We start from the raw sequence: 23,895 nt of genomic DNA, 5'->3' as shown, positions 1-23,895 counted from the left end.
GGTTCAAGCCATATCGAGCGTGATCGCCACCGGGCAATGGTCCGATGCTTTCGGCCGGTCCCAGCCGGCGCGCGGGAAGCGCTCGACCTCCTGGCCCGCCGGAAAGATCGTGCGCCAGGGCTGGCCGTTGCGGATGATGTCGGGAACGGCGGTGGCGTTCTTCGCCGCCAGCCCCCTGGACAGCAGGATATAGTCGAGCTGGCAGAGATGCCGCTCCGCAGGCCCGCGTGTGTGATAGAAGGTCCAGCGGTTCATCTCCGGCCGCCGCTCGACGACGTTTTCGCAGAAGCCGCCCGCTGTCAGCACGTTGATGCAGGATAGGGCCTCGTCGACCACCTCGAAACGATAGCCGTCGACATCGTCGCCGGCGATCTTCACGCGCTGGCGGTAATCGTTCATGTCGCCGCAGATCGCCCAGCGCTTGTCGGCGGCATGATCCCCGCCGAAGCGCTCCTCGATAATGCGGCGCACGGCCAGCGCCTCGGCGACGCGCACCGGCATTGTCGCCTCGCGTCCGTCGAGCCCGTTGCGCGGCGAGCCCATCGACTTGAAGTGCACCAGATAAAGCGTCAGCGGCACGCCGCCGACGGTGATGTCGACCTCCAGGCAATCACGGCGGAAGATGCGTTCATTGGCCTGGTTGCCGAGCGCCAAGAGTTCCGGCGTGTGCAGCCCGAACTGTTCGTAGGTGACGTAGGCGTGGCTGGTCATGCGCACGAATTCGATCGGCTGTCCCTGCGCGGTCTCGTTGCGCATCATCACGGCGACATCGATGCCGCGCGAATCATTGCCTGACGTGGTGTATTTCTGGCGGTAACCCTGCCCCACCATCTTGAACAGATAGCCATATTCGAAGGCCTTCAGCGCCTCGATGTTGTCGACCTCCTGCATGCAGATGATGTCGGCGCGGGTGGCGGCGATCGCCAGCGCCGACAACTGGCGCGTGTCGTCGGACTGGGCGATGGCGCGGGCCTGCTCCAGCATCTTGTATTCGGCCTCGCTCTGGATATCGAACAGCGCCAGCGTCCGATCCTCGTTGAGCTGGTTGCGATAGCCGGAAAAATCGAACCTGTTCATCAGGTTCTCGACATTGAAGGTGGCAAGGCGCAGCGACATATCCTGACCTTTGCCTGCAAGTGGTGGAGAAGACAAGATCGCAGGACCACAAGCAGGGATCGATTGGTCCTGGTGGCATTCGCGCCATGGTTGACGGAACCTTTCCGTTCATCCGCCGTTCAGACGCAAACATCCACAGTGGCCCCATTCCCAGGGTAGGCGTGGGGCCTGTATCTCTTGGAGAGTGCAATGAATTCGCTCTTTTCTTCCACAGTAAAATCCGGGCTGATTGCGCTCGGCATTGTCTCCGGCATTACGGCTCCGTCGGCCGCCGGACCGATCCTGCAGCCGGACCTGTCGATTCCCGCCAGCACCGCGGCACCTACGGTCACGCCGGTTCGTGATGGCTGGGCGGGCGGCAACAACGACTGGAGATGGCGCCGGTCGGGCAACTGGAATGGAAACCGGCATTGGAACGGCGGCAACTGGAACGGCGGCGGTGACGATTGGCGCTGGCGCCATGGCCGCCGCCACTATCACGGCGGCTACGATGACGGCGCCGCCGCGATCCTGGGCCTTGGTCTGGGGCTTGGCCTCGGCAGCATGTACAACAACTACAACAACTACGATAACTATGCGCCGCCGCCACGCCGCTACTACCGAGCCGGACGGCTTTCCAACGCCCATGTCCAGTGGTGCTACAACAGGTACCGGTCATATCGTTCCTGGGACAACAGCTTCCAGCCCTATAACGGCCCGCGCCAGCAGTGCTGGTCGCCCTATAGCTGAGCAGCATCTGACTGACGAATAGCCATGCAACGGCGCCGCGCATCGCGGCGCCGTTTGTCTGCGGGCCTCGCTGGCGACGGCTCAACGCAACCGCGAGCACAGTGACGTGCAGCGCGCCGCCGCAATCGTTCGGCTACTGGCCTGGATCTTTGGCGTAATCCTCCTGCGCCCTCTCGGACAGCTGCTTCAACACGCCGAGGAAGTCGTTGAAGCGCTGCTCACCGATCTCCTGCGACCATTCCGCGTGCAACCGCCGCAGGCAGGTGAAAATCGTCTCGACAAGCTGCCACCCGCGCGCGCTCAGGTAGATGAGGCGCCGGTCGCTGCCCTCGGGAGAGCGCCGCTCGATATAGCCGAGCTCCTCGAGCTGGATGAGGAGGTAGTTGACCGCCTGCCTCGACATTCGCTTCTGGCGAGCCAGTTCCGACGGCCTTACGCCATCCGGAAGGGGATAGGAGAAGACGGCGAAGTGAGCGTCCTGAAAATCGGTGAAGCCGGCGTCATGAATGGCCCTGTGCATCTGGTTGCGAACGTGCTGCCAGGTGATGCGCAGGAGGGCCCCGAAGAACGGCGGGCCTAGCTCTCTGTCAGGTTCCGACGGTTCTGTCGTCTGACCGGCTGTTGACATTATTGTAAAGTCCTTTTACAAATTTCGTAAAGCCACTTTACAACAAGGAACATGTCGATGGAAGCGAGTACACAGAACGTCTTGAAGATCGGTGAGCTGGAATTGCGCTTCCTGGTCTCCGACAAGGGTGCAACCGTGTTTGAATTCGTTGTCCCCTCCCGCGCCCGCGTACCCGCGCCCCACTACCATCAGGAGGCGGACGAAACGCTGTATGGGCTGGAAGGCATTTTGACGATCACCGTTGATGGCCGGAAGCAGGAACTCGGCACCGGCGATGCCATCTTCATTCCGCGCGGAAGTGTCCACCACCACGAGAACCTGCACGACGGTGTGTCGCGGACTTTGGCCGTGTTGACGCCGGGGGCCATCGGGCGCCGTTATTTCGAGGAGATTGCCGAGGTGATCAATGTCCCCGGCAGGCCCGACCTGGCCAAGGCGAACGAGGTCATGCTGCGCCACGGGCTCGTGCCCGCGTAGATCCCAGCCGAGGCGGCCCCAAGCAGTGCTGGTCGCCCTTAGCTGACCGACCGTAAAGAACATGCCGAACGGCACCGCTTCGCGGCGCCGTTCTGATCTTGGGACTGCCCACGAAAGGCTTTCCCTGTCCTATCGTTTGCAGAAACTGGCGGCGCCCTTAACTTTTCTTGCCACTCCAACTATTATCACCCCGCAAGACTTTGCGGCTTGAGGGGGTAGGCTGAAATGTCCGAAGCGCCCGTCGTGATCCTCATTCATGGCATCAGGACCGCCGCATGGTGGCAGAACCGGATCGCCTCGGTCATCGAGAGCGAAACGTCCGCCACCGTCATTCCGATCAAATACGGCTATTTCGACCTGCTGCGGTTCTGGTGTCCGTTCGGCATCTGCCGGGCCGGTCCGATCGAGAAGCTGCGCCAGCAGATCGAGGGGGTCAGCAAGCACTATGGCGACCGGCCGCTGATCGTCTTTGCGCACAGCTATGGCACCTATGCGCTGACCCGGGTGATCCTGCAGAACCCCTATTTCCGGTTCGACAGGGTCATCCTGTGCGGCTCGGTGGTTCCGGGAGACTTCGACTGGCGCGCTGTCGAAGACCAGATACGCGGCCCGGAGAAGCGCAACGCCATCATCAATGAATGCGGAACGCGCGACATCTGGCCGGTGCTGGCGCAGTCCGGCACCTGGGGTTACGGCGCCACCGGAACCTACGGTTTCGGAACGTTCAATGTCCGCGACCGCTTCCACGACATCACGCACAGCGAGTACTTCACCAACGAATTCGTCAAAGCCAACTGGATCCCCCTGGTTCGCGGCGAGAAGGTGACGTTCTCCGATGTGGATATGCAAGGGGGCGGAACCCCGGCATGGTTCAACCTGCTGCGGCTGCCGCTGAAGTGGATCCCCTTTGTCGCGGCCGCCGGGGTGGCGGCGGCGCTTGCCTTGAATCCGGTCTGGATACTCGGTGGCTGTGCCAGCGGCACGAAGCCTTACAAGGACCAATGCGTGACCGAAGATTGGCTGGCAGGCCGCAAGGATCTGAAAAAGCAACTGGGCGATGTCATTGCGGAGGTCAACAAGACGCTCGACCTCAAGGGCGGCCGGCTGTTTCCCCTGATGGACGAATATGAAGCCGATCCGACGCCAGAAAAATGGGCCGAGATCGTCCAGGTCGCCGACTTGTTGCTGAAGCAGATCGATGACGGCGTAGCCAAGGCGCTCGACTATGATTCCAGGCTGTTCGGCGTCGGCAACAACATCACCCTCATCACGTCGACAGGCAAGCAAACCATCGACAAGAAATACAGCAACCCCTTCGTGACGGTCGAAAAGCAATGGAACGGCCGCCAGTTCGTCGTCAATCAGATCATCAAGGTGAAGGAGATGCCGACCGTCGAGCAGGCGCGGCAGTGGCATCAGCAACTGTCCGAAATGCACCAGCAACTGACCGTGGAAATGCAGAAACTGATGGATTTGCTGGATGACGACGGCGAGCCGGGCGGATCGAGCGCTTAAGCAAGATCCCGGCGACCAGAAATGAACAAGGGCGGCTCTCGCCGCCCTTTTTCATGTAGGGAAAGGTCCGCGAACTGCGCTCAGTTCTTCGCCTTGTCGACCAGCTTGTTCTTGGAAATCCACGGCATCATCGCGCGCAGCTTGGCGCCGACTTCCTCGATCTGGTGGCTGTCATTGTTACGGCGGATGCCCTTGAAGCGCGACATGCCGGCGCGGTATTCCTGCATCCATTCCGAGGTGAATTTTCCGGTCTGGATGTCCTTCAGCACGCGCTTCATCTCGGCCTTGGTCTCGGCGGTGATGATGCGCGGACCCGAGACATACTCGCCCCATTCGGCGGTGTTCGAGATCGAGTAGTTCATGTTGGCGATGCCGCCTTCATAGATCAGGTCGACGATCAGCTTGACCTCGTGCAGGCACTCGAAATAGGCCATTTCCGGCGCGTAGCCGGCTTCCACCAGCGTTTCGAAGCCGGCGCGGATCAGTTCGACAAGGCCGCCGCACAGCACGACCTGCTCGCCGAACAGATCGGTCTCGCATTCCTCGCGGAAATTGGTCTCGATGATGCCCGAACGGCCGCCGCCGACGCCGCAGGCGTAGGAGAGCGCGAGATCAAGCGCATTGCCAGAAGCGTCCTGGTTGACCGCGACCAGGCACGGCACGCCGCCGCCCTTCTGGTATTCGCCGCGCACCGTGTGGCCCGGGCCCTTCGGCGCGATCATGACGACGTCGACGGTCGACTTCGGCTCGATCAGGCCGAAATGCACGTTGAGGCCGTGCGCGAAGGCGATCGCCGCACCATCGCGGATGTTCGGCGCGATCTCGTTCTTGTAGATGTCGGCCTGCAACTCGTCGGGCGTCGCCATCATCATCAGGTCGGCCCATTTGGCGGCGTCGGCCACGCTCATCACCTTGAGCCCGTCGGCCTCGACCTTCTTGGCGGTCGCCGAGCCGGCCTTGAGGCCGATGGCGATCTCCTTGGCGCCGGAATCCTTGAGGTTGAGCGCATGCGCCCGGCCCTGGCTGCCATAGCCGATGATGGCGACCTTCTTGCCCTTGATCAGGTTGAGATCGGCATCACGATCGTAATAGACGCGCATTTTTTCTTCCTTCCCGTTTCTAAGATCAGAGGCCCTGCGGCCCGGTTTTTGCTCCGAAAAGAGCGAGAAACTGCTGCGTCGCGCGGACGGCATCGCCGCCGATCGTCACCTCAGTCAATTCCAGCCGGTCGCCCAACAGCAGACGGATCTGCACGTCGCGGGCAACCAGCCCGAAAAAGCTACGGAACGCCGTCTCGGCATCCGCAAATTCCAGGAGCCCTGCCTGACGGCCTGCTTCCAGCACCGGCTTCAGCCGCTTGGCTAGCGCGAAGCGGCCATTCTCCAGCACGACGGCGCCAAGATTATCCTTGCCCGAGCCGGCATGGCCGACCGCCACCCGGTTGAGCGCGATCGAGGTATCGCTCGAAATCACCTTCAGCCAGTCGGAAGCAAAACGCTCGAGGCTTGCCGTCAGCGAGGCAAGGTCGAGCCCTTTGCCGTCGACGGATGCCACCCGCACCTTGGAGGCCTGCCACTGCACGGTTGCCGTCAACAGCCCGTCGCGGTCGCCAAACCATTTGTAGAGCGTCTCCTTGGAACAGCTGGCCCGCCTGGCCACGGCGGTCATGGTCAGCTGATCGCCCTCCTCGACCAGCAGCCGCAAAGCCGCATCCAGAACGGCTTTCTGCCGCTCCGTCAGCGCTTGGCTGTTGTCGATGTCGGCGTTTGCCAGCAACACGCTCAGTTCCCGCTCTATGGTCAGGGCCGCAGATCATCCAGCGAGCCGTACCGTACGTTACGGTTCGGCATATTGCGCAATCCGGTAATCGGCGCAAGGGGGGAAAGTAGAAATATTCGGCTGAAAACCGCGATGGTGCGCAACAGCCGCTCGAGCCAGCCTCAATCGCCGGCAGGCGGATGGCGCAGCCGGCCAAGCAGCGCCGACACCGTGTTCAGTTCATCCGGCGAGAGCCTGGCGCCAACCAGTTCGGCGATAGACCGTCCGTAGACAGCCCACATCCGCCGGCGCGTCTCTCGCCCCTTGGCCGTGATGCGGATGGTCTGGCCGCGGCCGTCGTCTGCCACCGGCAGTTTCTCGACCAGCCCGTCTCCTTCGAGCCGGGCCAGCAGCCGCGAGATGTTGTACTGCGCAAACAGCGTGCGCTCGATCAACTGAAACGGCCGCAAGCCGCCCTCGCCGGCCTCGGCAAGTTCGTGCAGCACGTCGTACCAGGCAAGCGGCGGCAGGCCGCCCTCCTTCAACGCGTCTTCGGCACTTTCCACCAGCTGGCGCGAAACGCGCATCAGGCGAGCCCAGGCCTTGATGGCTTCCGGCGAAGGCATGGCTTTCTCGGTCATGGCTTACTCTAGGGGATAGATGCAGATGCATCAAGCTTGACGATCAATGCACGCGCATCTACATAGATGCAATTGCATCAACATCGAAAGGCAAATCATGACCGACAAGCTCATCCTCGTCAGCCATCCTCTCTGCCCCTATGTCCAGCGCGCGGCGATCTCGCTGACCGAGAAAGGCGTGCCGTTCGAGCGCGCCGACATCGACCTCGCCGACAAGCCGAACTGGTTCAAGGCGATCTCGCCGCTCGGCAAGGTGCCACTGCTGCGCGTGCGGCGAAATGGCGAGGAAACAACAATCTTCGAATCCGCCGTCATCCTCGAATTCCTCGAGGAGACACGGGCCAATCCCCTCCACCCGGCCGACCCCTATGCCCGTGCCCGGCACCGTGCCTGGATAGAGTTCGGCTCGGCCACCCTCAACGCCATCGGCCGGTTCTATTCAGCACCGACCGAGGCCGGCTTCCTTGCCGAATCCGGCGCGCTGTCGGCCATGTTTGATCGCCTTGAGGCCGAACTGGCTGACGACACCGATCGGAATGGCCCATGGTTCGCTGGCGACCGCTTCTCGCTCGTCGATGCCGTCTACGGCCCGGTTTTCCGATATCTCGACGCTTTCGACCAGATCGGCGATTTCGGCATCCTGGATGGCAAGCCGCGCGTCCAGGCCTGGCGGCAGGCGCTGCGTGATCGTCCGTCGATCAGGCACGCCGTGGCGCCGGACTATCCGCAGCGCCTGCATGCCTTCCTGCACGCCAAGGGATCATTTTTGTCCAGCGTCATCCGCCGGAGCGATCCGGCCAGACCATTTGCGTTGGCACGACGACTTGAACGCTCAGATCAGGAACAAGCAGTCGCTTTGAGCCGTGTCAGTTCTCGAACATGACAAAGGCGGCCCAGACCCGCGGGTCCTGGGCGCCCGATATCTTGCCGTCGCGGGCATCGCGGCGGGTCTGGCGCAGCGCTTCCGGATAGGTCTGTCCGGCGGTAAGATGCTTGTAGAACCCGACCATGAAACCGGCAGTTCCCGCATCATCCACCGGCCACAGCGCCAACAGCGACCGCTTCGCGCCGGCAATGCTGATCGCGGTCGGCAGGCCGCGCAAACCGCCGACGAACGTCTCCTGCCCACGGGCCGTCTCGCAAGCTGACAGAACAAGCAGGTCAAGGCCCGACAGATCCCAGTCCATCAGTTCCATGCCATAGAGCCGGCCATCATCATCGTCGCGCTTCATCGATTGCCGGTCTCCCGACTGCGACAGCACAACCTGGCTCTGCCAAAGCGCATTCACGGCGCTCACACCGCCCTCTTTGTCGTCACGATAGGCGCCATGTGTGGCCAGATGCGCAACCGTCGCCTGCTCCATATCCTTGCGCAATGCCCGCTCGCCGGCCGCCGTTCCGGTGAGCATGTCGACCGAATACTGGTCGCCGCGCAGGATCGAAGCGATTGCATCGACTTCCTTCCTGGTGCCCGGCAATGGCTCGGCGCCCTTCTCCGCGCCACGCGTATAGTCGAGGCCGCCGGCGAGCAGGGCCTTGCCGTTCCTTGGAAAGCTCTGATCGACACCTGCGTTCAACAAGGATTCCGGCCGCGTCAGCATGCGCACCACAAAGCGGTCATCCAGCGTCACACCCTTGGCGTCCTGAAGCAACGGAAACGGTACCGAAAACAATTTGCCGTCGGGCACCACGAAAAGTGTATCCGCACCTGCGAGCGACGATTCCAGAGGCGCCAGCAGCCCGGCGTAAAGCCCGGTGAACGTAGCGTCGCGATCGACCAGCGGCACGGCGCCGCGCTCCTGCGCGGAACGGCTGGATCGGAGGTTCGCCATGCGGGTTTCCTGCGCGGCCGGAATGATCCGGCGCGAATCGCCGAGATCATAGAGGCGCGGCGGCTGGTCATTGCGCGTGACGATCGCATAGAGACGCTCGTCTTCCAGCGGATCGTCGCTCTCGCGGTCGGCCCGCCACTTGCGGGTGATGAAGTAGTCGACCAGCGCCTCATTGGGCTTCAGCGATGTCTCAGCCGTCGGCAGAGGCTTCTGCATTGCCTTCTCGTCGAAGCCGTACTTCGCCGAGAGCCTGGTGTTGAGCGTGTCGTCCATCGACTGAAGCTGCCCCATCAGCAACGCCCCCGTATGCTCAATATCGTCGCCGCTGGACACAACCTCCTGATAGGCGAAGGACAGCCGCATCGCGGTCTGGATCAGACGTCGCGTCTCCGTATCGTTCGGATCGATCATTCGCAAAAGCCTGCGCAGCCTATCCCGCTTGCCGTTCTCGAGCGTCGGCCAGCGGCGCACGGCATCGGCGAATGCCGGCACCGCCGATGCGTTGTTTTGCGCTAAGCGCGCGTAGTCGTAGAGCATGTCGTCGGCCAGCGCGCGGCTGGCTTCAGCGACGATGGGATTGCCGGCCGAGCTCACCTGCATCGAATTCCACCGCAGCATGTCATTGTCGAGACCGGCGAAATCGGCCGCCGAAGCCGCGGGATCCGTCTTCGCCTTGAGATTGGCAATCGCCTGTCGTGCGGCAAACTCCAGCGGAGGCGGCAAGTCGAATTTTGACCCGGCGATGCGATAAGCTTGGTCGAGTTGCCGCATGCTGCTTTCCAAATCCCCCGTGGCGTCGAAATGCACGGCCAGCAGATTGGCGATCTTGATTGCCAGTATCTCGGGATAGCCCTGGTCGGGGGTCAGCGACTGCAGATGTGCGATTGTCGGCTCGTCGAGCGGCTGCGCGCCGGAGAGCGCCCTGGTGTAGAGCAGCCATGCATCGGCCTGCTCGACCAGATTGCCTTGCTGGTTGAGAGCGACGGCGATGTCCCGCTGCTGCTGGAGATAGCGCAAGGCCTCGTCATACTTGCCGAGGTTGAGATAGTCCTGTGCCGTGTTGCTGGCGCTGGCCAGAACAAAGAAATGATTTGCGCCGTAATAAGCGGTGCGTTTCTCGATCACCACCAGGTCATATTGCAAGGCACGTGTCGGTGCGCCCATCTGGCGCAGCAGGTCCGCGAGATTGTTCTGCAGTGTCCAGGTGAGCGGGTCGTCATTGCCAAGCGCGCGCTCGGCTGCCTCCACATTGCCCTGCTCGATGTTGATGGCGGAAGCGATGTTGCCGACTGCCGCAACGGCCGTCGTCATCTGATCGGTGGCGAAGATGAGCTCCCTGGAGTCCTTGCCATAATAGTGCTCGTAGAGGCCAATCGCATTGGCGAACATGGAAACGGCGCTCCGATGGTCTTTCTCGGCCTGCTTCAGCATCGCGTAGTTGAGATAGAAATCGGCGCGCTTCGCGACATCCTGCTGCATCGCCCTGGTCTTCAGGCCTTCGGTAAAAATCGCTTCGGACTCTTCGAGAAACTGGCCGTTCAGGAAAGTCGCGCCGGCGTTCGAGTAGCTGACGACCGTAAACTCATTGAGGTCGCCTCTCGCGGCATCGAGCAGCGCTGACCGCAACAGTGCATAGCCTTCGTCGAAATGTCCGACTTCCGTCATCAGCTTGTAGGCCGCGTCGATGCGGGCTTTCAGCGCCTCCTCACTGTCAGCCACCACCTGCTGACTGGCCTGACCTGGCGTCTGGGCTTGCGCCCGAGGTAAAGGCAACGCCACGATCAGCGTCAACAAGAACGATGCAACGATGCGCATCAGATGTTGCGATTGTCGCGCTCTGAACATGGCGTGCATGCGAACCGGCCCGAGCGAAAACTATTATGCGTTCGTATTATGACCTGGATCTTGTCCGAAATCCCATCGCGCTTCCGTCAGCCCTGCCCGCCTGAACGGATCGATCACCGTGCCGGCGACCATCGAGGCCAGAAGCTGCGGCGCCGGCGGGATCTTTGCGATGGTCGCCACCAACCTGTCGCGGATGAAGGGCAGTGCCACGGAATCCGACTGGTAGAACGGCGTGAACGCCAGCGACAGCGCCTGGAAGACACGCACATGCCAGCGCCGCGCCTTGGCATAAGTTTCGAGCGCTGCCTCGACGCTCTGCGTGCGCGCCAGCGCATGGCTGAGCGCCGCCGCGTCGAGCAGCGCCATATTGGCCCCTTGTCCGAGCTGCGGGCTGGTCGAATGCGCGGCGTCGCCGATGACGGCCAAGCTGCGGCCAACCGGAAGCTTCATCGTGTGGTGGCCGTAGCGGGCCAGCGTCAGCTGATCGAAACTGTCGATCTGGCTGGTATACGCCTCGCTCTGCGGCCACAGCCGCACCACTCGGTCCTTCCAGGCATCGATACCAAGACCTCGTACCGCGTCGGCATTGGCTGGCTTCAGGCTCCAGAAGAACGCCGCCATCTTCTCGGCGCCCGGTTCCGGCCGGCCGATCGGCAGTACGCCGATCATTACGCTGGCCCTGTCGTAGCGCTGCAAGAGCGCGTGCTCGTCAAAGCCCTCGCCGCGCCAATCAAGCGATGCCCAGAACGCACCATAGGTGAGTGGCCGTGGCGCGGCTGCATTGCCCACGCTCTGCCGCAGTTTCGAGCGCGAACCGCTGGCGTCGACGACCAGATCGAACGGCCCTGCCCTTCGTCCATTGCCACAGATCAGCGTCGACCGTTCGCCGGCCTCCACGGTCTCGATCTCGACGCCGGTCTCGATGGCGATCGCCTCACGCCGGGCTGAGCGAAACAGCACGCCGAACAGGGCCGCGCGGTGCACCGCCAGGCCGAAACGGCGGCCGCGCTGGGCGTCGTAGCGGACATCGAGCACGGTGCGGCCGGTCGAGGCATCGGCGCCATGCAGCCGGTCGATGCGGGCGCCGAGCGCCAGTATGTCGTCGAGCAGGCCGAGATCGGCCAGAACCGTCAGGCCGGTCGGCTGCAGGATCAGCCCGGAGCCGACCGGCTTCGGCTCCTCGAAGCGCTCGAAGATGGTGACCCTGTGCCCGGCACGCTTGAGATAGAGCGCCATGGCCAGCCCCGCCGGACCGGCGCCTGCAATTGCGATGTCGTAGGAAATGCCGATGCCCCCAAGCCGAACTGGCCGGGACAATCCTTCAGCCGCCGGATGAAATCAAGTCGCGGCGCCGAACGCCGTCGTGCTGCTCAAGCCTGCGTTGCGTCGAAGCCGGCACGCGCCTCGCGCACCGCATCATGGTTGAGCTCCGCCCACTGGATCAACTGATGCAGGGCGGAAAACATCGAGCGCCCGAGGTCGGTCAGGCTGTATTCGACACTCGGTGGCTTGGTCGGGAACACTTCGCGATGCACATAGCCGTCGCGCTGCAGATCGTAGAGCGTCTGGGTCAGCATGCGCTGCGAGATGTCGGGCACCAGTCGCCGCAATTCACCAAAGCGATAGGGCTGCTCGGCCAGCGCCGCCATCAACAGCGAGCTCCATTTACCATTGAGCCCCTGGATGACGTCGCGGACTGGGCAATCGGCGATGCTTCCGCCCTCGGTCATCGCTTTGTAGATCTCAAGTTTGGATCTCAGTTTGATGGTCGTGCCGTCCATGGCTGGTTCCCTGGCTGTGCCTACCTCCCGAAAAACTGCCTTCTTTACGGCACCAGGTCAATTCCTATTTTAGTGCTGGTCTCTTTTTGAGACCAGCACCCGAACCGCCATTCCGGCGCAACTTCAGGATCCCCCATGACCGCAACTCTTCTCGTCACCGGCGCGTCCGGCCAGCTCGGCCGCAGCGTCATCAACCACTTGCTGGAGACCTTCAAGGTTCCGGCGACGCAGATCATCGCAACGACCCGCACGCCGGCCAATCTCGCCGATCTGTCAGCGCGCGGTGTTGTCGTGCGGGCCGCCGACTTCAACGATCCGGCATCGCTTGCCAATTCCTTCGCGGGCGCCGACCGCGTGCTCGTGATCTCGACCAACGAACTCGAGGTGCAGGGAAAGCGCCGTGAGCAGCAACTCGCGGCCGTCACTGCCGCCAGCAAGGCAGGCGTCGCCCACTTGCTCTACACCTCGATGCCCAACCCGGAGCCGGGGTCCCCCGTCCATTTCGCACCCGACCACTACGACACCGAGCAGGCGATCAAGGCGAGCGGCATTCCCTACACGATCTTCCGCAACGGCTGGTATGACGAGAACCTGTTCATGGCGACGCCGCAGATCCTGGCGTCGGGCCAATGGTATACATCGGCGGGTGAAGGCCGCATTTCCTATGGCACGCGCGACGATCTTGCGGCAGCGATTGCAGCAGGGCTCGCCTCCGGCACCAACGAGAGCACGACCTACACGCTGACAGGTCCCAAAGCCTATACGGCCGCGGAGGTCGCCGCACTGGTCACTGAAGTTACCGGCAAGCCCATCCAGGTCGTGCAGCTTTCCGACGAGGCCCTGACCGAGGGTATGAAGGCAGCCGGCCTGCCCGAGAACTTCGCCAAGCTTCTGGTATCCTTCGACGCCACCACGCGAGGCGGCGGCCTTGGCATGGTGACGGACTCCGTGGAGAAACTCTCCGGTCGCAAGTCCGTATCGCTGAAGCAGTTCCTAGAAGCCAACAAAGCTGCTCTGGCTGGTTGAAGCCCGCGCGGTGGGAGGTCTTCCTCCCGCCGCGCTACTTCTTGAGCAGGCCGAGCCGGATCAGGCTTTCGCCTGTGGCGGCCAGCGCGTCCTCGCGAGAGCGCGGCGCCCAGCCAAGCAGGCGCACCGCCTTGGCGCTGGTGGCATTCTTGACCTTGCCAAGCTCCGTTACGAGCTGCGCGGCTTCCGGGTTGAACAATCCGACGATCCGCACCAGCCAATCGGGAAGCTGCCTGGTCGAAACGCGTGCCGCCGCAGCGCCGAGCCGCGTTTTCAAGGTCTGCGCGATCTCCCGCACGGTCATGAAATCGCCTGATACCGCCAGGAAGCGCTCGCCCTTCGCCGCCGGATTGGTCATGGCGCGCACATGCAGGTCGGCCACGTCGCGTGCATCGACGACGCCGAAGGACAGGCGCGGCAGCCCCGGCATGGCGCCGTTCATCATGCGCTGGACAAATTCGGTGGAGGTCGAGTGGTCGGACCCGAGCACCGGCCCGAAAATGCCGACCGGATTGACGACCGCCAGTTCCAGCCTGCCGCCCTCGGCGCCGATGAAATCCCAGGCCGCGCGCTCGGCAAGCGTCTTCGACTTCACATAGGCGCTGACCTTGGCCGTGGGATCGGTCCAGCTCTCTTCGGTGAACGGCCCGGCCGGCATCTTGCCGTAGCCGATCGCTGCGAAGGACGAGGTCAGCACGACGCGTTTGACACCAGCGTCCCGCGCCGCCCGCAGCACTCGCAATGCCCCCTCGCGAGCCGGAATGATCAGGTCATCCTCGTGCTTCGGCACGCCGGGCGGAAATGGCGAGGCGACGTGCAGGACATAGTCACAGCCGGCGACCGCTTGCGGCCATCCTGCGTCGCTCATGAGGTCGGCGATGGCAAAGGACAGCCGGTCGCCCGGCTCGGCGCCGCCTGCCCCGAGCATGGCCAGCACATCGGCTTGCCGCTTGGCGGAGCGCACGGTCGTGCGCACGCGATAGCCCGCCTTCAAGAGTTCAAGGATACAGTGGGCGCCGAGGAAGCCCGATCCGCCGGTGACAAGCACCAATTCGCCGCTCATGCCCGCCTCCTGTTAGGCCGAGGCGATCAAGCCGATCAGATCGCCACCTGCGTGCCGATTTCTACCACACGTCCGGTCGGGATCTGGAAATATTCGGTCGCATCCGATGCGGTGCGCGCCAGGCCGATGAACAGCTTGTCCTGCCACACAGGCATGCCGGAATTGGGCGATGCCTTGAGTGAGCGGCGCGACAGGAAGAACGATGTCGTCATGATGTCGAACTTCCAGCCCTGCTTGCGGCAGATCGCCAGCGCGCGCGGGATGTTGGGCTGTTCCATGTAGCCGAAGGTCAGTGTCACCCGCATGAATAGCTCGTTGACCGTCTCCATCTTGACCCGTTCGCTGTCCGGCACGACGGGCTGCGGCGCGGTCACCACGGAGAGGATGACGTTCTGCTCATGCAGCACCTTGTAGTGCTTCAGGCTGTGCATCAGCGCGGTCGGCGCGCTCAAGGGATCGCTGGTCAGGAACACCGCGGTGCCGGACACCAGCTGCGGCTTCTTCTTCAACAGATTGGCGGCGAGGAAATCGAGCGGGATCTCGTTGCGCCGGGTCTTGTCAAAGAGGTAGCGGCTGCCGCGTACCCAGGTCCACATGCCGAGCACAATGGTGAAGGCCACCGCCAGCGACGCCCAGCCACCTTCGAACACTTTGACGATGTTGGAGGCGAAGAAGCCGATATCGATGAAAGTGAATAGCGCGGTCAGCGGGATCGCCACCGACAGCTTCCATTTCCAGATGCGGGTCATGACGACATAGAGCAGCACCGTCGTCACCAGCATGTTGCCGGTCACCGAGATGCCATAGGCCGAGGCGAGCTTGCTGGATTCGCCGAAGCCGACCACCAGCATCATCACCACCAATGCCAGCAGAAGGTTGACGCGCGGCATGTAGATCTGGCCGGACTGCCTTTCGGACGTATGCAGGATTTCCAGCCGCGGCAGCATGTTGAGCTGCACCGCCTGCCTGGTCAGCGAGAAGGCACCCGAAATCACCGCCTGGCTGGCGATGACCGTTGCAGCGGTCGCCAGCACGACCATGGGAATCAGCGCCCAACCCTCGTTCATCTCGAAGAACGGATGGCCGACGACGCCATTCTTGGCCAGCACGAAGGCGCCCTGCCCGGCATAGTTCAAAAGCAGACAGGGAAACACGATCGACAGCCAGGCCAGCACGATCGGCTTGCGGCCGAAATGGCCGAGATCGGCATAGAGCGCCTCTGCACCGGTGACGGCCAGGAAGATGGCGCCGATCGTCACGAAGGCGACGTCGGGCGAATGGATCAGGAAGGCGACGATGTAGTGCGGGCTAATCGCCCAAAGGATTTCCGGATCGGCGATGATATGCTTGAGGCCGGACAGGCCGATTGCCAGGAACCAGATCGCGGTCACCGGACCGAAGACCAGCCCCACCCCGCCCGTGCCAAAGCGCTGCACCGCGAACACCATGGCGAGGATGACCAGTGTCAGCGGCACGACATAGGGCTGGAAGGCAGGGGTGACGACATTCATGCCCTCGACCGCCGACAACACCGAAATCGCCGGCGTGATGACCGCATCGCCGAAAAACAGCGAAGCGCCGACGATGCCGACGCCCAGGATGATCGCCGAGCGCTTCGGGAAACTGCCGCGCGCCAGCGCCATCAGTGACAGCACGCCGCCCTCGCCGCGGTTGTCGGCGCGCAGCACGAACATGATGTATTTGATGGTGACGATGATCGTCAGCGACCAGATGATCAGCGACAACACGCCGAGGATATCTGCGCGATCGGCGACGGTGCCATGGGACGACGCCACCAGCGCCTCGCGAAAGGCGTAGATCGGGCTGGTGCCGATATCGCCATAGACCACACCCAGCGCGCCCAGCATCAGCACCTTGGTGCTATGCTGTTCGATTTCCGGGTGGCTCGACTGTTCGACGGGTTCTGCCTCACTACCAGCATTGGCAAGGGCCATGGACGACACTCCGATAAGCGCGCGGTGCTCTACGCTTGCTGCAATGCAATATCAAGTGCCGTCGCGTGATGGCTCCCATGCCGGCAACGCTAGGCTCCTTGGGAAATCGCCTGTAAATCCAATGGTTGCGGGCTGAATTCGCGGCTGCGGGGGCATGACGGGTGCCCAATAATACCTGCCCTATCTGCTTTAGATAGCGACTTGTGTGCCGATTTCCACGACACGCCCGGTCGGGATCTGGAAATATTCGGTCGCATCGGCCGCCGTGCGCGCCAAGCCGATGAACAGCCGATCCTGCCACACCGGCATGCCGGAATTGGGCGATGCCTTGAGCGAGCGCCGCGACAAGAAGAACGACGTCGTCATGATGTCGAACTTCCAACCCTGCTTGCGGCAGATCGCCAGCGCACGCGGAATGTTGGGCTGTTCCATGTAGCCGAAGGTCAGCGTCACCCGCATGAACAGCTCGTTGACCGTTTCCATCTTGACCCGGTCGCTGTCGGGCACCACCGGCTGCGGCGCCGTCACCACCGAAAGGATGACGTTCTGCTCATGCAGCACCTTGTAGTGCTTCAGGCTGTGCATCAGCGCTGTTGGCGCGCTGAGCGGATCGCTGGTCAGGAACACCGCGGTGCCCGAGACCAAATGCGGCTTCTTCTTCAAGAGATTGCCGGCGAGGAAATCGAGCGGGATCTCGTTGCGGCGGGTCTTGTCGAAGAGATAGCGGGTGCCGCGTATCCAGGTCCCCATGATCAGTCCCATCAGGCAGGCAACCGTGATCGATACCCAGCCGCCTTCGAAGATCTTCACGATGTTTGCCAGGAAGAAGCCGCTGTCGATGACACCGAACAGCAAGGTCAGCGGCAGGGCGACCGCCAGTGTCCATTTCCACAGCTTGCGCATGACAACGAACAGCAGGATCGTCGTCATCAGCATTTCGCCGGTCACCGAGATGCCATAGGCGGAAGCCAGCGAACTCGAGCTGCCGAAACCGACGACCAGCAGCATCACCCCGAGCGCGATGAGCAGGTTGACGCGAGGCATGTAGATCTGGCCGAGTTGCATTTCGGACGTATGCTGCACCTCGATGCGTGGCAGAAGGTTGAGCTGCACCGCCTGGCGGGTCAGCGAAAAAGCACCTGATATGACTGCCTGGCTGGCGATGACGGTCGCGGCCGTCGCCAGTCCCACCATCGGCATCAGCGCCCAGTCAGGCAGCATCTGGAAGAATGGATTGGTCGGCCTGCCGCCATTGGCCAGCACAAAGGCCCCCTGCCCGAAATAATTGAGCAGCAGGCAAGGGAAAACCACGGAAAACCACGCCAGCACGATGGGCTTGCGTCCAAAATGGCCGAGATCGACATAGAGCGCTTCGGCTCCGGTGACGGCCAGGAACACCGCGCCGACAGTGACAAAGGCGGCCGTGGGTGTGCTGACGAGATAGGCGACCGCGTAATACGGATTGATGGCCAGCAGGATCGATGGATCGTCCATCAGGTGATAGAGCCCCGCGACGCCGATGGCCAGGAACCACAGCGCGGTCACCGGCCCGAACACCGCCGCCACCTTTCCCGTGCCGAAGCGTTGCACCGAAAACAGGATGGCCAGGATGACCAGCGTGATCGGCACGACGTAAGCGTCCAATGTCGGTGTCACCACCCTGAGGCCTTCGACCGCCGACAGCACGGAGATGGCCGGCGTTATGATCGAATCGCCGAAAAACAACGCCGCGCCGCAAAGGCCGATGGCCAGGATGAGCCGCGCGCCTTTGGGATAGGCGGTGCGCGCCAGCGACATCAGCGACAACGTGCCGCCTTCGCCCTTGTTGTCGGCCCGAAGCACGAAGGCGACATATTTTATGGTCACGATGATCGTCAGCGCCCAGACGATCAGCGACAGCACGCCAAGCACGTGAACGCGCGGATCGACACCGGGCGAAGCGTGAAGCGCCTCACGGAAGGCATAGATCGGACTGGTGCCGATATCGCCATAGACAACACCGAGCGCACCCAGCATCAGAACCTTGGTGCTTTGCTGTTCGGCCCCGGAATGGCCCGATTGCTCGACGGTTTCGGCCTCGCTACCGCGACTGGCAAGGTCCATGGACCACTCCCCGACAAGCGCGCGGTGCTTCACGCATGCTGCGATGCGATGTCAATTGCACGCCATGGCTGCCATACCTGCAAGGCGAAGCTCTACCCCTACCAGCCACAGGCTCTGAGAAACCGACCGACCGTGCCGGCCATGCCATACTCCAACGCGTCGGCTGTCAACCCATGTCCGATCGACACTTCGGCCAATGCCGGGATGCGCTTCGCCAGTGCGGGCAAATTGTCCACCGTCAGATCGTGGCCGGCATTGACCTGGAGGCCCGCAGCGAACGCTGCATCGGCCGTTTTCCCCAATCTTTCCAGCTCTTTGGTCGCTTTTGCGGAATCGGAATGGTAGCTGCCATAAGGGCCTGTATAGAGCTCGATCCGGTCCGCGCCCGTATCGCGCGCGGCCGTCATGCCGGCAGCATCGGCGTCTGAAAACAGCGATACCCTGAAACCACCCTTCTTCAGGCGCGTGACGATCGGCGTCAGGAATGCCGCGTCAGTGACGAAATTCCAGCCATGGTCGGAGGTTGCCTGTGCCGGATCATCGGGCACCAGCGTCACCTGTTCGGGCTGATGCTTTTCCACCAACGCCAGGAAATCCTCGCTCGGGTAGCCCTCGATGTTGAATTCGGCCTGAGGGAACTCGTCGTCGATCAGCGCCCTGATCTCGGGCACGTCGGAATGCCGTGTGTGACGCTCATCGGGACGCGGGTGGACGGTCAATCCATGCGCTCCGGCGGCAAGGGCAAGGCGGCCGACACCGATCACGCTGGGCCACGGCAGGTCGCGGCGGTTGCGCAGCATGGCGATGGCGTTGAGGTTGACGGAAAGCTTTGCGGGCATGGCTGACGTCCGTGAAATCAGGCGGTTGAGGCGCGCCACTGTTCGGCCGCGGCGCGGTTGAGACCGGGCATCTATAGCGCCTTTGACGGGAACAGATAGGGCTTTCGGGTGTTCCAGAAGACCACGCCATTTCGCAAAAAGGAGGCACCAACCGTGAATTTCCTGCAATCCGTGCCGGCGATCCGTCGCATAGACACCGGTCGCGACGACCTGTTCGCCATCGATGTGGTCGGGCATGTCTCGGCGGCCGACGCCGAGAATCTGTTCGGCCTGCTGGAGGCGGCCTACGCGCTCCACCAGCGAATCGACGTGGCCGTGCGCATGGTCGATCACGATGGCGTCGACTGGACCGACATCTCCGACGAAACCCTCAAACAGGGTGCTGTCCACGCACTGGAGCATATAGGCCGTTGCGCGGCGATCGGCACGCCGGACTGGACGCCGGACGCACGGCACGCTTTGCCCAGGTCGTCGCCGATCGAATTCAGGCATTTCAGGGCCGAGGATGAGGCCGAGGCCTGGAAATGGCTCGGTGTCCAGCCGCTCAGCGCGCCATGACGACTCTGGCCGCCATGTCTTATCTGACGATCGTCAGCCGCTCGGCGGCCCGCGTGATCGCGGTGTAAAGCCAGCGCTGGCGGGTTTCCTTGAAGGCCCAGCTTTCGTCGAACAGCACGATCTCGTTCCACTGCGAACCCTGCGCCTTGTGCACGGTCAGCGCATAGCCATAGTCGAAATCGTCAAAGCGCTTCTTCTGCTGCCAGGGGATGTCGGCGTCCGGATCCTCGAACGCCGCCTTGAGCAGCTTGATCTTGGCAACGCCGCGATCCGGGTCGTCCTCTTCCGGCGACACCAGCAGATTGATGCCTGGTTTCACCGTCTCGCGCGACGAGGTCATCACCTTCCACAGCGAGCCGTTGAGCAGCCCCTTGGCCGGATCGTTGCGCAGGCAGACCAGTTTGTCGCCGGCCTGCGGATAGTCGGCATTGAAGCCTTTGAGCTCACGCAGGCGCTGATTGTAGCGGCGGCGCGTGCGGTTGGTGCCGACCAGCACCTGGTCGGCCTTCAGCACCAGTTCCTGGGTGACGTCTTCCTTGCCGATAACCTGCGCCGTGCCATAGTCGCCGCGCATGAACTCGCGGCCTTCGCGCACATCGAGCGCCAGCCGCAGGATGGGATTGTCACGCGCCTGCCGGTGAATTTCGGTGAGCAGGAAATCCGGTTCGTGATCGGTGAAGAAGCCGCCGCCGGAAATCGGCGGCAACTGGCCGGGATCGCCCAGCACCAGGATCGGCGTGCCGAAGCTCATCAGGTCGCGGCCAAGCTGCTCGTCGACCATCGAGCATTCGTCGATGACGACCAGTTTCGCACGGGAAATCGGGCTCTGCCGGTTGAGCGAAAAGGTCGGCGACATCGAGGTCTTGCCGGTCACCTCGTTTTCAACCGATTCCTCGCCCTTGGGCCGGTAGATCAGCGAATGGATGGTGCGTGCATTGACCGCGCCCTTGGAGCGCAGCACTTGTGCCGCCTTGCCGGTGAAGGCGGCGAACTGCACCTGACCGTCGACATGGTCGGCAAAATAGCGCGCCAGCGTCGTCTTGCCGGTGCCGGCATAGCCGAACAGCCGGAACAGCTGCGGCTGGCCGACCTGCAACCAGCGGGCGACCGCTTGCAGCGCCTCGTCCTGTTGGGGAGAGAATTCCATCAGTGCGACAGACCGGATTCGCAAGCGAAAGACAAGACAGTCGCCTGTCGACTGCCATCAGTGACGCACCAAGCGCCGCCGACGGTTCAGGCTATCAGGCACATAGAAGAACGTAAAGAGAACAGACGCAGGCGCCCGGTTGATTGCTGCTGTCAGCCGAGCGCAATCAAAGCCGTGCCGGCGAAGGCGAGCACTGCCCCGGCCCAGGCCGGTGCCGACGGCCTGTAGCCGCTGCGCAGCCACACCATCGGCAACACCAATACTGGCGACAGCGACGACAATGTCGAGACGATGCCGACCTTTCCGCCGGCCAGCGCGGCCATGATGAGCGACATGCCCATGCCCGTGCCAATCAACGCGCCGCAAATGCCGATGCCCAGCGTTCGCGCCGACGGCCGGGGGCGCTTGGCAACGCTGCGCAGGGGAACCAGCACCAGCAGCAGGAACAACACGGCCGACACCCCGGTCCGAATCGCCATCGCCGTGAACGGGTTGACGCCCGATGCCATGACGGGACGCGCCACCAGGGCGCCAGACGCCTGCCCCAGTGCCGCTACCAGTCCAAAGGCGAGACCGACAGGCAAGGTCATCTGCTTTGCCGGCAGCACCGCCGTCTCGATCGGTGGCGTCGGGAAAATGCCTTCCGGCTGAACCTTGGCCGGGCGCCCGAACAGGATGGCGAGCACAATGCCGGCGATGACCAGCGCCACGCCGGCCAGTTTGAGCGGACCGACCGTCTCGCCGAGGAAAACATAACCCATGATCAGGGCAAAGGGCGACGTCAGCGAGAACACCAGCAGCGCCAGACGCGGCCCGAGCGCGAATATCGACGAGATATAGGCTGTCGAAGCGATGAAGATCCCGAACACGCCGGAGGCGGCAAGATAAGCCATCTGCCATGGCAGCAGCCCGGCCCAGCCGCCCAGCGCTGTTGCCGCGATGGCAGTGGCGACAGTCACCGCAAGCGTCTGCAGGCGGGTCAGGGTCAACGCATCGATGCGGCCGACGAGTTCACCGGCCAGCATGCCGCTTGTGGCTATGCATAGGGCCGCGCCGATCGAGAGAATTTCCGGCAGGTACATTCATTCTCTCTTGGGTAGAGGGCGGCTTTTCGCGAGGGATGGTTGCCATCGTCTTGGCAGGTGTGAGGATTTGGACGGTCCGAAAGATATCCGCCTGATCAGGCAGATTGGAACTCCGGATCGTTTTCCAGCAGGATCGGCTTGCCGTGTGGGGTGGCATGCGCGGCGCGTTCCCAGGCCTGCGCCACCGCATCGACATCGAGCTTGGCGGCCAGTCCCTTGGAGGCAAGCAGACTTTCCAGTGCCGCCAGCCAATGCTCGTAATAGTCATGACCGTCGGCCGCCGCACCCGGCTTCTTCACCTCTTCCGACAAGGCATCCGCCCATTCGCCCCACGAAAACAGGCCCTTGTCGTGCAGCGCCACCGTCATGGCGAACGCCTCGGCCTGCCACGGCTCGGCAAACACCGCCTCGGCGAATACCGGCGCGTCGAGGCTCGCGGGCAAATCGGCGGCGGTCCCGTCAGGCCGGCTCAAGATAGCTCTCCCAGGCGTCGATCGACACGGTCAGCGTCGGATCGGCGCCCTCGCCCCAGATCTCCGTGCCGTCGAAAACCACCGTGTAGACCCATTGCGGGTTCTCGCCTTGGCCATGCGCGTTGCTGTCGGGAAAGACAAAGCCGTCACGCACCGCCTCGATTGTGCCCCGCTTGCCGCGCGCGTAGCGCGGCAGCCTGGTGTGGCCGGTCGGATTGAAGTTTTTGGTCCGCACGGCGTCACCGGCCTTAAAGCGCGCCGGTTGCGCCATCGGCCGGTCGCAAGGGCCGCCCTTGGCCAGCACGGCAGGCACATTCTCCGCCTTCAGGACGCGTTTCGGGGTCGCTGCCGCATCGATCGCCTCGCCCGCCTCGAGATCGCGTTCGCTGACGAAACCATGGCGCTTGAGCAGGGTCTCCAGCGCCTTGATCCAGATTTGGTAGTAGCTGGAAGAGTAATAGTCGGCCGGATGCAGCGATTCCCGCGCGTGCCGGCTCTCATCGATGTTCCAGGCGCCCATGCCGCCGGCGCAGAGCGTCACGCCGAGCGCCCGCCTTTCCCAGGGAGCATGGAAATAGGGTTCGTCCTGTTCGGGCGCGACCGGGCCGAACCCCATCTGCCCGCCGAGATCCTGCGGCCCGTTCATGCCGGCTCCCCTGCCGGTTCTTGGGCCAGCGCAGTGCCGATCATGGCATCGCGGCTCACCAGCTCGGCCAGCCGATCCTCGCTCCAGCCTTCCGTGCCCTCCGGCCGCATCGGCACCACGAGATAGCGCAGCTCCGCCGTCGAATCCCAAACCCGTATCTTTGTTGCGGCCGGCAGCGTCAGCCCGAATTCCTCGAGCACGCCGCGCGGATCGATCACCGCGCGCGACCGATAGGGCGGCGCCTTGTACCAGACCGGCGGCAGGCCAAGCACCGACCATGGATAGCAGGAGCACAGCGTGCAGACGACGAGGTTGTGCGTATCCCCGGTGTTGAACACCGCCTGCATGTGCTCGCCCTGGCGGCCGGTATAGCTCAGCGATTCGATCGCCGCCGTCGCGTCGCGCTTGAGCCAGTCCGCATAGGCAGGATCGCTCCAGGCCTTGGCCACCACCCTGGCGCCGTTGCGCGGGCCGATCTTGGTCTCGTAAGTATCGACGATAACGTCGATCGCCGCCGGATCGATCAGTCCCTTGCGGGTCAGGATGGTTTCCAGCGCCCGCACGCGGGCGGCAAACGGATCGAGTTCGTTGTCGTGGTCATGATCATGGGACATGGCCACAAATTACGGCTCTGCTCTGCCAGCCGCAAGCACGACAGCTTGGGCCAGCTTCTGTCCT

Annotated in this window: 23 protein-coding genes; 6 read left to right on the top strand and 17 right to left on the bottom strand. The window is 63.0% G+C overall.

Annotated elements, in window-relative coordinates:
- Positions 1 to 3: 3 nt before the first annotated feature.
- A complete protein-coding gene (locus AC1DX4_RS20685) occupies positions 4 to 1,116 on the bottom strand; it encodes an endonuclease/exonuclease/phosphatase family protein (protein ID WP_477222050.1) in 1,113 nt (370 codons plus the stop codon).
- 189 nt (positions 1,117 to 1,305) lie between these two features.
- Here AC1DX4_RS20685 and AC1DX4_RS20680 point away from each other — a divergent pair, with 189 nt between their 5' ends.
- Positions 1,306 to 1,845 carry a BA14K family protein gene (locus AC1DX4_RS20680; RefSeq protein ID WP_477222049.1) on the top strand — a complete coding sequence of 180 codons (540 nt, stop codon included), beginning with the start codon at positions 1,306 to 1,308 and terminating at the stop codon, positions 1,843 to 1,845.
- A gap of 133 nt (positions 1,846 to 1,978) precedes the next feature.
- Here the strand turns inward: AC1DX4_RS20680 and AC1DX4_RS20675 are convergent, their stop codons facing one another.
- Entirely contained in the window at positions 1,979 to 2,473 is a 495-nt protein-coding gene (locus AC1DX4_RS20675; protein WP_477222048.1) for a MarR family winged helix-turn-helix transcriptional regulator, read from the bottom strand.
- 57 nt (positions 2,474 to 2,530) lie between these two features.
- Between AC1DX4_RS20675 and AC1DX4_RS20670 the strand changes: the two genes are divergently transcribed.
- Positions 2,531 to 2,950 (top strand): cupin domain-containing protein, encoded by a 420-nt coding sequence (locus AC1DX4_RS20670; protein WP_477222047.1) that lies wholly within the window; start codon positions 2,531 to 2,533, stop codon positions 2,948 to 2,950.
- A gap of 225 nt (positions 2,951 to 3,175) precedes the next feature.
- Complete coding sequence (locus tag AC1DX4_RS20665) at positions 3,176 to 4,465, top strand: lipase family protein (RefSeq protein WP_477222046.1); 1,290 nt, start codon at positions 3,176 to 3,178, stop codon at positions 4,463 to 4,465.
- Positions 4,466 to 4,545: 80 nt separating this feature from the next.
- On the opposite strand, the gene ilvC is transcribed toward AC1DX4_RS20665, so the two are convergent.
- From ilvC to AC1DX4_RS20650, 3 genes are all read right to left on the bottom strand, one after another.
- On the bottom strand, positions 4,546 to 5,565 hold the full coding sequence (ilvC, locus tag AC1DX4_RS20660) for a ketol-acid reductoisomerase (protein ID WP_013531065.1): 1,020 nt from the start codon (positions 5,563 to 5,565) through the stop codon (positions 4,546 to 4,548).
- Between the two features lie 25 nt (positions 5,566 to 5,590).
- Positions 5,591 to 6,244: a TetR/AcrR family transcriptional regulator gene (locus AC1DX4_RS20655; RefSeq protein WP_477222045.1), complete on the bottom strand. Its 654-nt coding sequence runs from the start codon at positions 6,242 to 6,244 to the stop codon at positions 5,591 to 5,593.
- A gap of 161 nt (positions 6,245 to 6,405) precedes the next feature.
- The gene (locus AC1DX4_RS20650) at positions 6,406 to 6,864 is read right to left on the bottom strand and encodes a MarR family winged helix-turn-helix transcriptional regulator (protein ID WP_477222044.1); all 459 of its coding nucleotides are present in this window, start codon (positions 6,862 to 6,864) and stop codon (positions 6,406 to 6,408) included.
- A gap of 97 nt (positions 6,865 to 6,961) precedes the next feature.
- On the opposite strand from AC1DX4_RS20650, the gene AC1DX4_RS20645 reads away from it, so the two are divergent.
- A complete protein-coding gene (locus AC1DX4_RS20645) occupies positions 6,962 to 7,747 on the top strand; it encodes a glutathione S-transferase family protein (protein WP_477222043.1) in 786 nt (261 codons plus the stop codon).
- Here AC1DX4_RS20645 and AC1DX4_RS20640 read toward each other — a convergent pair.
- From AC1DX4_RS20640 to AC1DX4_RS20630, 3 genes are all read right to left on the bottom strand, one after another.
- Positions 7,731 to 10,511 (bottom strand): CHAT domain-containing protein, encoded by a 2,781-nt coding sequence (locus AC1DX4_RS20640; protein ID WP_477222042.1) that lies wholly within the window; start codon positions 10,509 to 10,511, stop codon positions 7,731 to 7,733. The genes AC1DX4_RS20645 and AC1DX4_RS20640 overlap by 17 nt on opposite strands.
- 63 nt (positions 10,512 to 10,574) lie before the next feature.
- Positions 10,575 to 11,858, bottom strand: coding sequence for an FAD-dependent oxidoreductase (locus AC1DX4_RS20635; protein WP_477222041.1), 1,284 nt, complete (start codon positions 11,856 to 11,858; stop codon positions 10,575 to 10,577).
- A 53-nt stretch (positions 11,859 to 11,911) separates the two neighbouring features.
- Positions 11,912 to 12,271 carry a winged helix-turn-helix transcriptional regulator gene (locus tag AC1DX4_RS20630; RefSeq protein ID WP_477222112.1) on the bottom strand — a complete coding sequence of 120 codons (360 nt, stop codon included), beginning with the start codon at positions 12,269 to 12,271 and terminating at the stop codon, positions 11,912 to 11,914.
- 186 nt (positions 12,272 to 12,457) lie between these two features.
- Here AC1DX4_RS20630 and AC1DX4_RS20625 point away from each other — a divergent pair, with 186 nt between their 5' ends.
- On the top strand, positions 12,458 to 13,348 hold the full coding sequence (locus AC1DX4_RS20625; protein WP_477222040.1) for an SDR family oxidoreductase: 891 nt from the start codon (positions 12,458 to 12,460) through the stop codon (positions 13,346 to 13,348).
- Between the two features lie 34 nt (positions 13,349 to 13,382).
- On the opposite strand, the gene AC1DX4_RS20620 is transcribed toward AC1DX4_RS20625, so the two are convergent.
- From AC1DX4_RS20620 to AC1DX4_RS20605, 4 genes are all read right to left on the bottom strand, one after another.
- On the bottom strand, positions 13,383 to 14,411 hold the full coding sequence (locus AC1DX4_RS20620) for an SDR family oxidoreductase (protein WP_477222039.1): 1,029 nt from the start codon (positions 14,409 to 14,411) through the stop codon (positions 13,383 to 13,385).
- A 35-nt stretch (positions 14,412 to 14,446) separates the two neighbouring features.
- Positions 14,447 to 16,366 (bottom strand): potassium transporter Kup, encoded by a 1,920-nt coding sequence (locus AC1DX4_RS20615; RefSeq protein ID WP_477222038.1) that lies wholly within the window; start codon positions 16,364 to 16,366, stop codon positions 14,447 to 14,449.
- Positions 16,367 to 16,555: 189 nt separating this feature from the next.
- Entirely contained in the window at positions 16,556 to 18,469 is a 1,914-nt protein-coding gene (locus tag AC1DX4_RS20610; RefSeq protein ID WP_477222037.1) for a potassium transporter Kup, read from the bottom strand.
- A 98-nt stretch (positions 18,470 to 18,567) separates the two neighbouring features.
- A complete protein-coding gene (locus AC1DX4_RS20605; RefSeq protein ID WP_477222036.1) occupies positions 18,568 to 19,308 on the bottom strand; it encodes a pyridoxine 5'-phosphate synthase in 741 nt (246 codons plus the stop codon).
- 153 nt (positions 19,309 to 19,461) lie between these two features.
- Here AC1DX4_RS20605 and AC1DX4_RS20600 point away from each other — a divergent pair, with 153 nt between their 5' ends.
- Positions 19,462 to 19,866 carry a SpoIIAA family protein gene (locus AC1DX4_RS20600; protein WP_477222035.1) on the top strand — a complete coding sequence of 135 codons (405 nt, stop codon included), beginning with the start codon at positions 19,462 to 19,464 and terminating at the stop codon, positions 19,864 to 19,866.
- Between the two features lie 19 nt (positions 19,867 to 19,885).
- On the opposite strand, the gene AC1DX4_RS20595 is transcribed toward AC1DX4_RS20600, so the two are convergent.
- The 5 genes from AC1DX4_RS20595 to nthA all read right to left on the bottom strand — a co-directional run bounded on the left by AC1DX4_RS20595 (position 19,886) and on the right by nthA (position 23,831).
- The gene (locus AC1DX4_RS20595; RefSeq protein WP_475450192.1) at positions 19,886 to 21,013 is read right to left on the bottom strand and encodes an ATP-dependent DNA helicase; all 1,128 of its coding nucleotides are present in this window, start codon (positions 21,011 to 21,013) and stop codon (positions 19,886 to 19,888) included.
- 152 nt (positions 21,014 to 21,165) lie between these two features.
- The gene (locus tag AC1DX4_RS20590; protein WP_477222034.1) at positions 21,166 to 22,095 is read right to left on the bottom strand and encodes a DMT family transporter; all 930 of its coding nucleotides are present in this window, start codon (positions 22,093 to 22,095) and stop codon (positions 21,166 to 21,168) included.
- Between the two features lie 98 nt (positions 22,096 to 22,193).
- Positions 22,194 to 22,571, bottom strand: coding sequence for a nitrile hydratase accessory protein (locus AC1DX4_RS20585; protein WP_477222033.1), 378 nt, complete (start codon positions 22,569 to 22,571; stop codon positions 22,194 to 22,196).
- Positions 22,558 to 23,217, bottom strand: coding sequence for a nitrile hydratase subunit beta (gene nthB, locus AC1DX4_RS20580; protein WP_477222032.1), 660 nt, complete (start codon positions 23,215 to 23,217; stop codon positions 22,558 to 22,560). The genes AC1DX4_RS20585 and nthB overlap by 14 nt, the downstream gene beginning before the upstream one ends.
- Positions 23,214 to 23,831 (bottom strand): nitrile hydratase subunit alpha, encoded by a 618-nt coding sequence (gene nthA / locus AC1DX4_RS20575; protein WP_477222031.1) that lies wholly within the window; start codon positions 23,829 to 23,831, stop codon positions 23,214 to 23,216. The genes nthB and nthA overlap by 4 nt, the downstream gene beginning before the upstream one ends.
- Positions 23,832 to 23,895 lie beyond the last annotated feature (64 nt).

It is taken from the genome of Mesorhizobium sp. P3_A8 (assembly GCF_056402995.1).
This window is presented reverse-complemented; position numbering and strand designations above follow the sequence as displayed.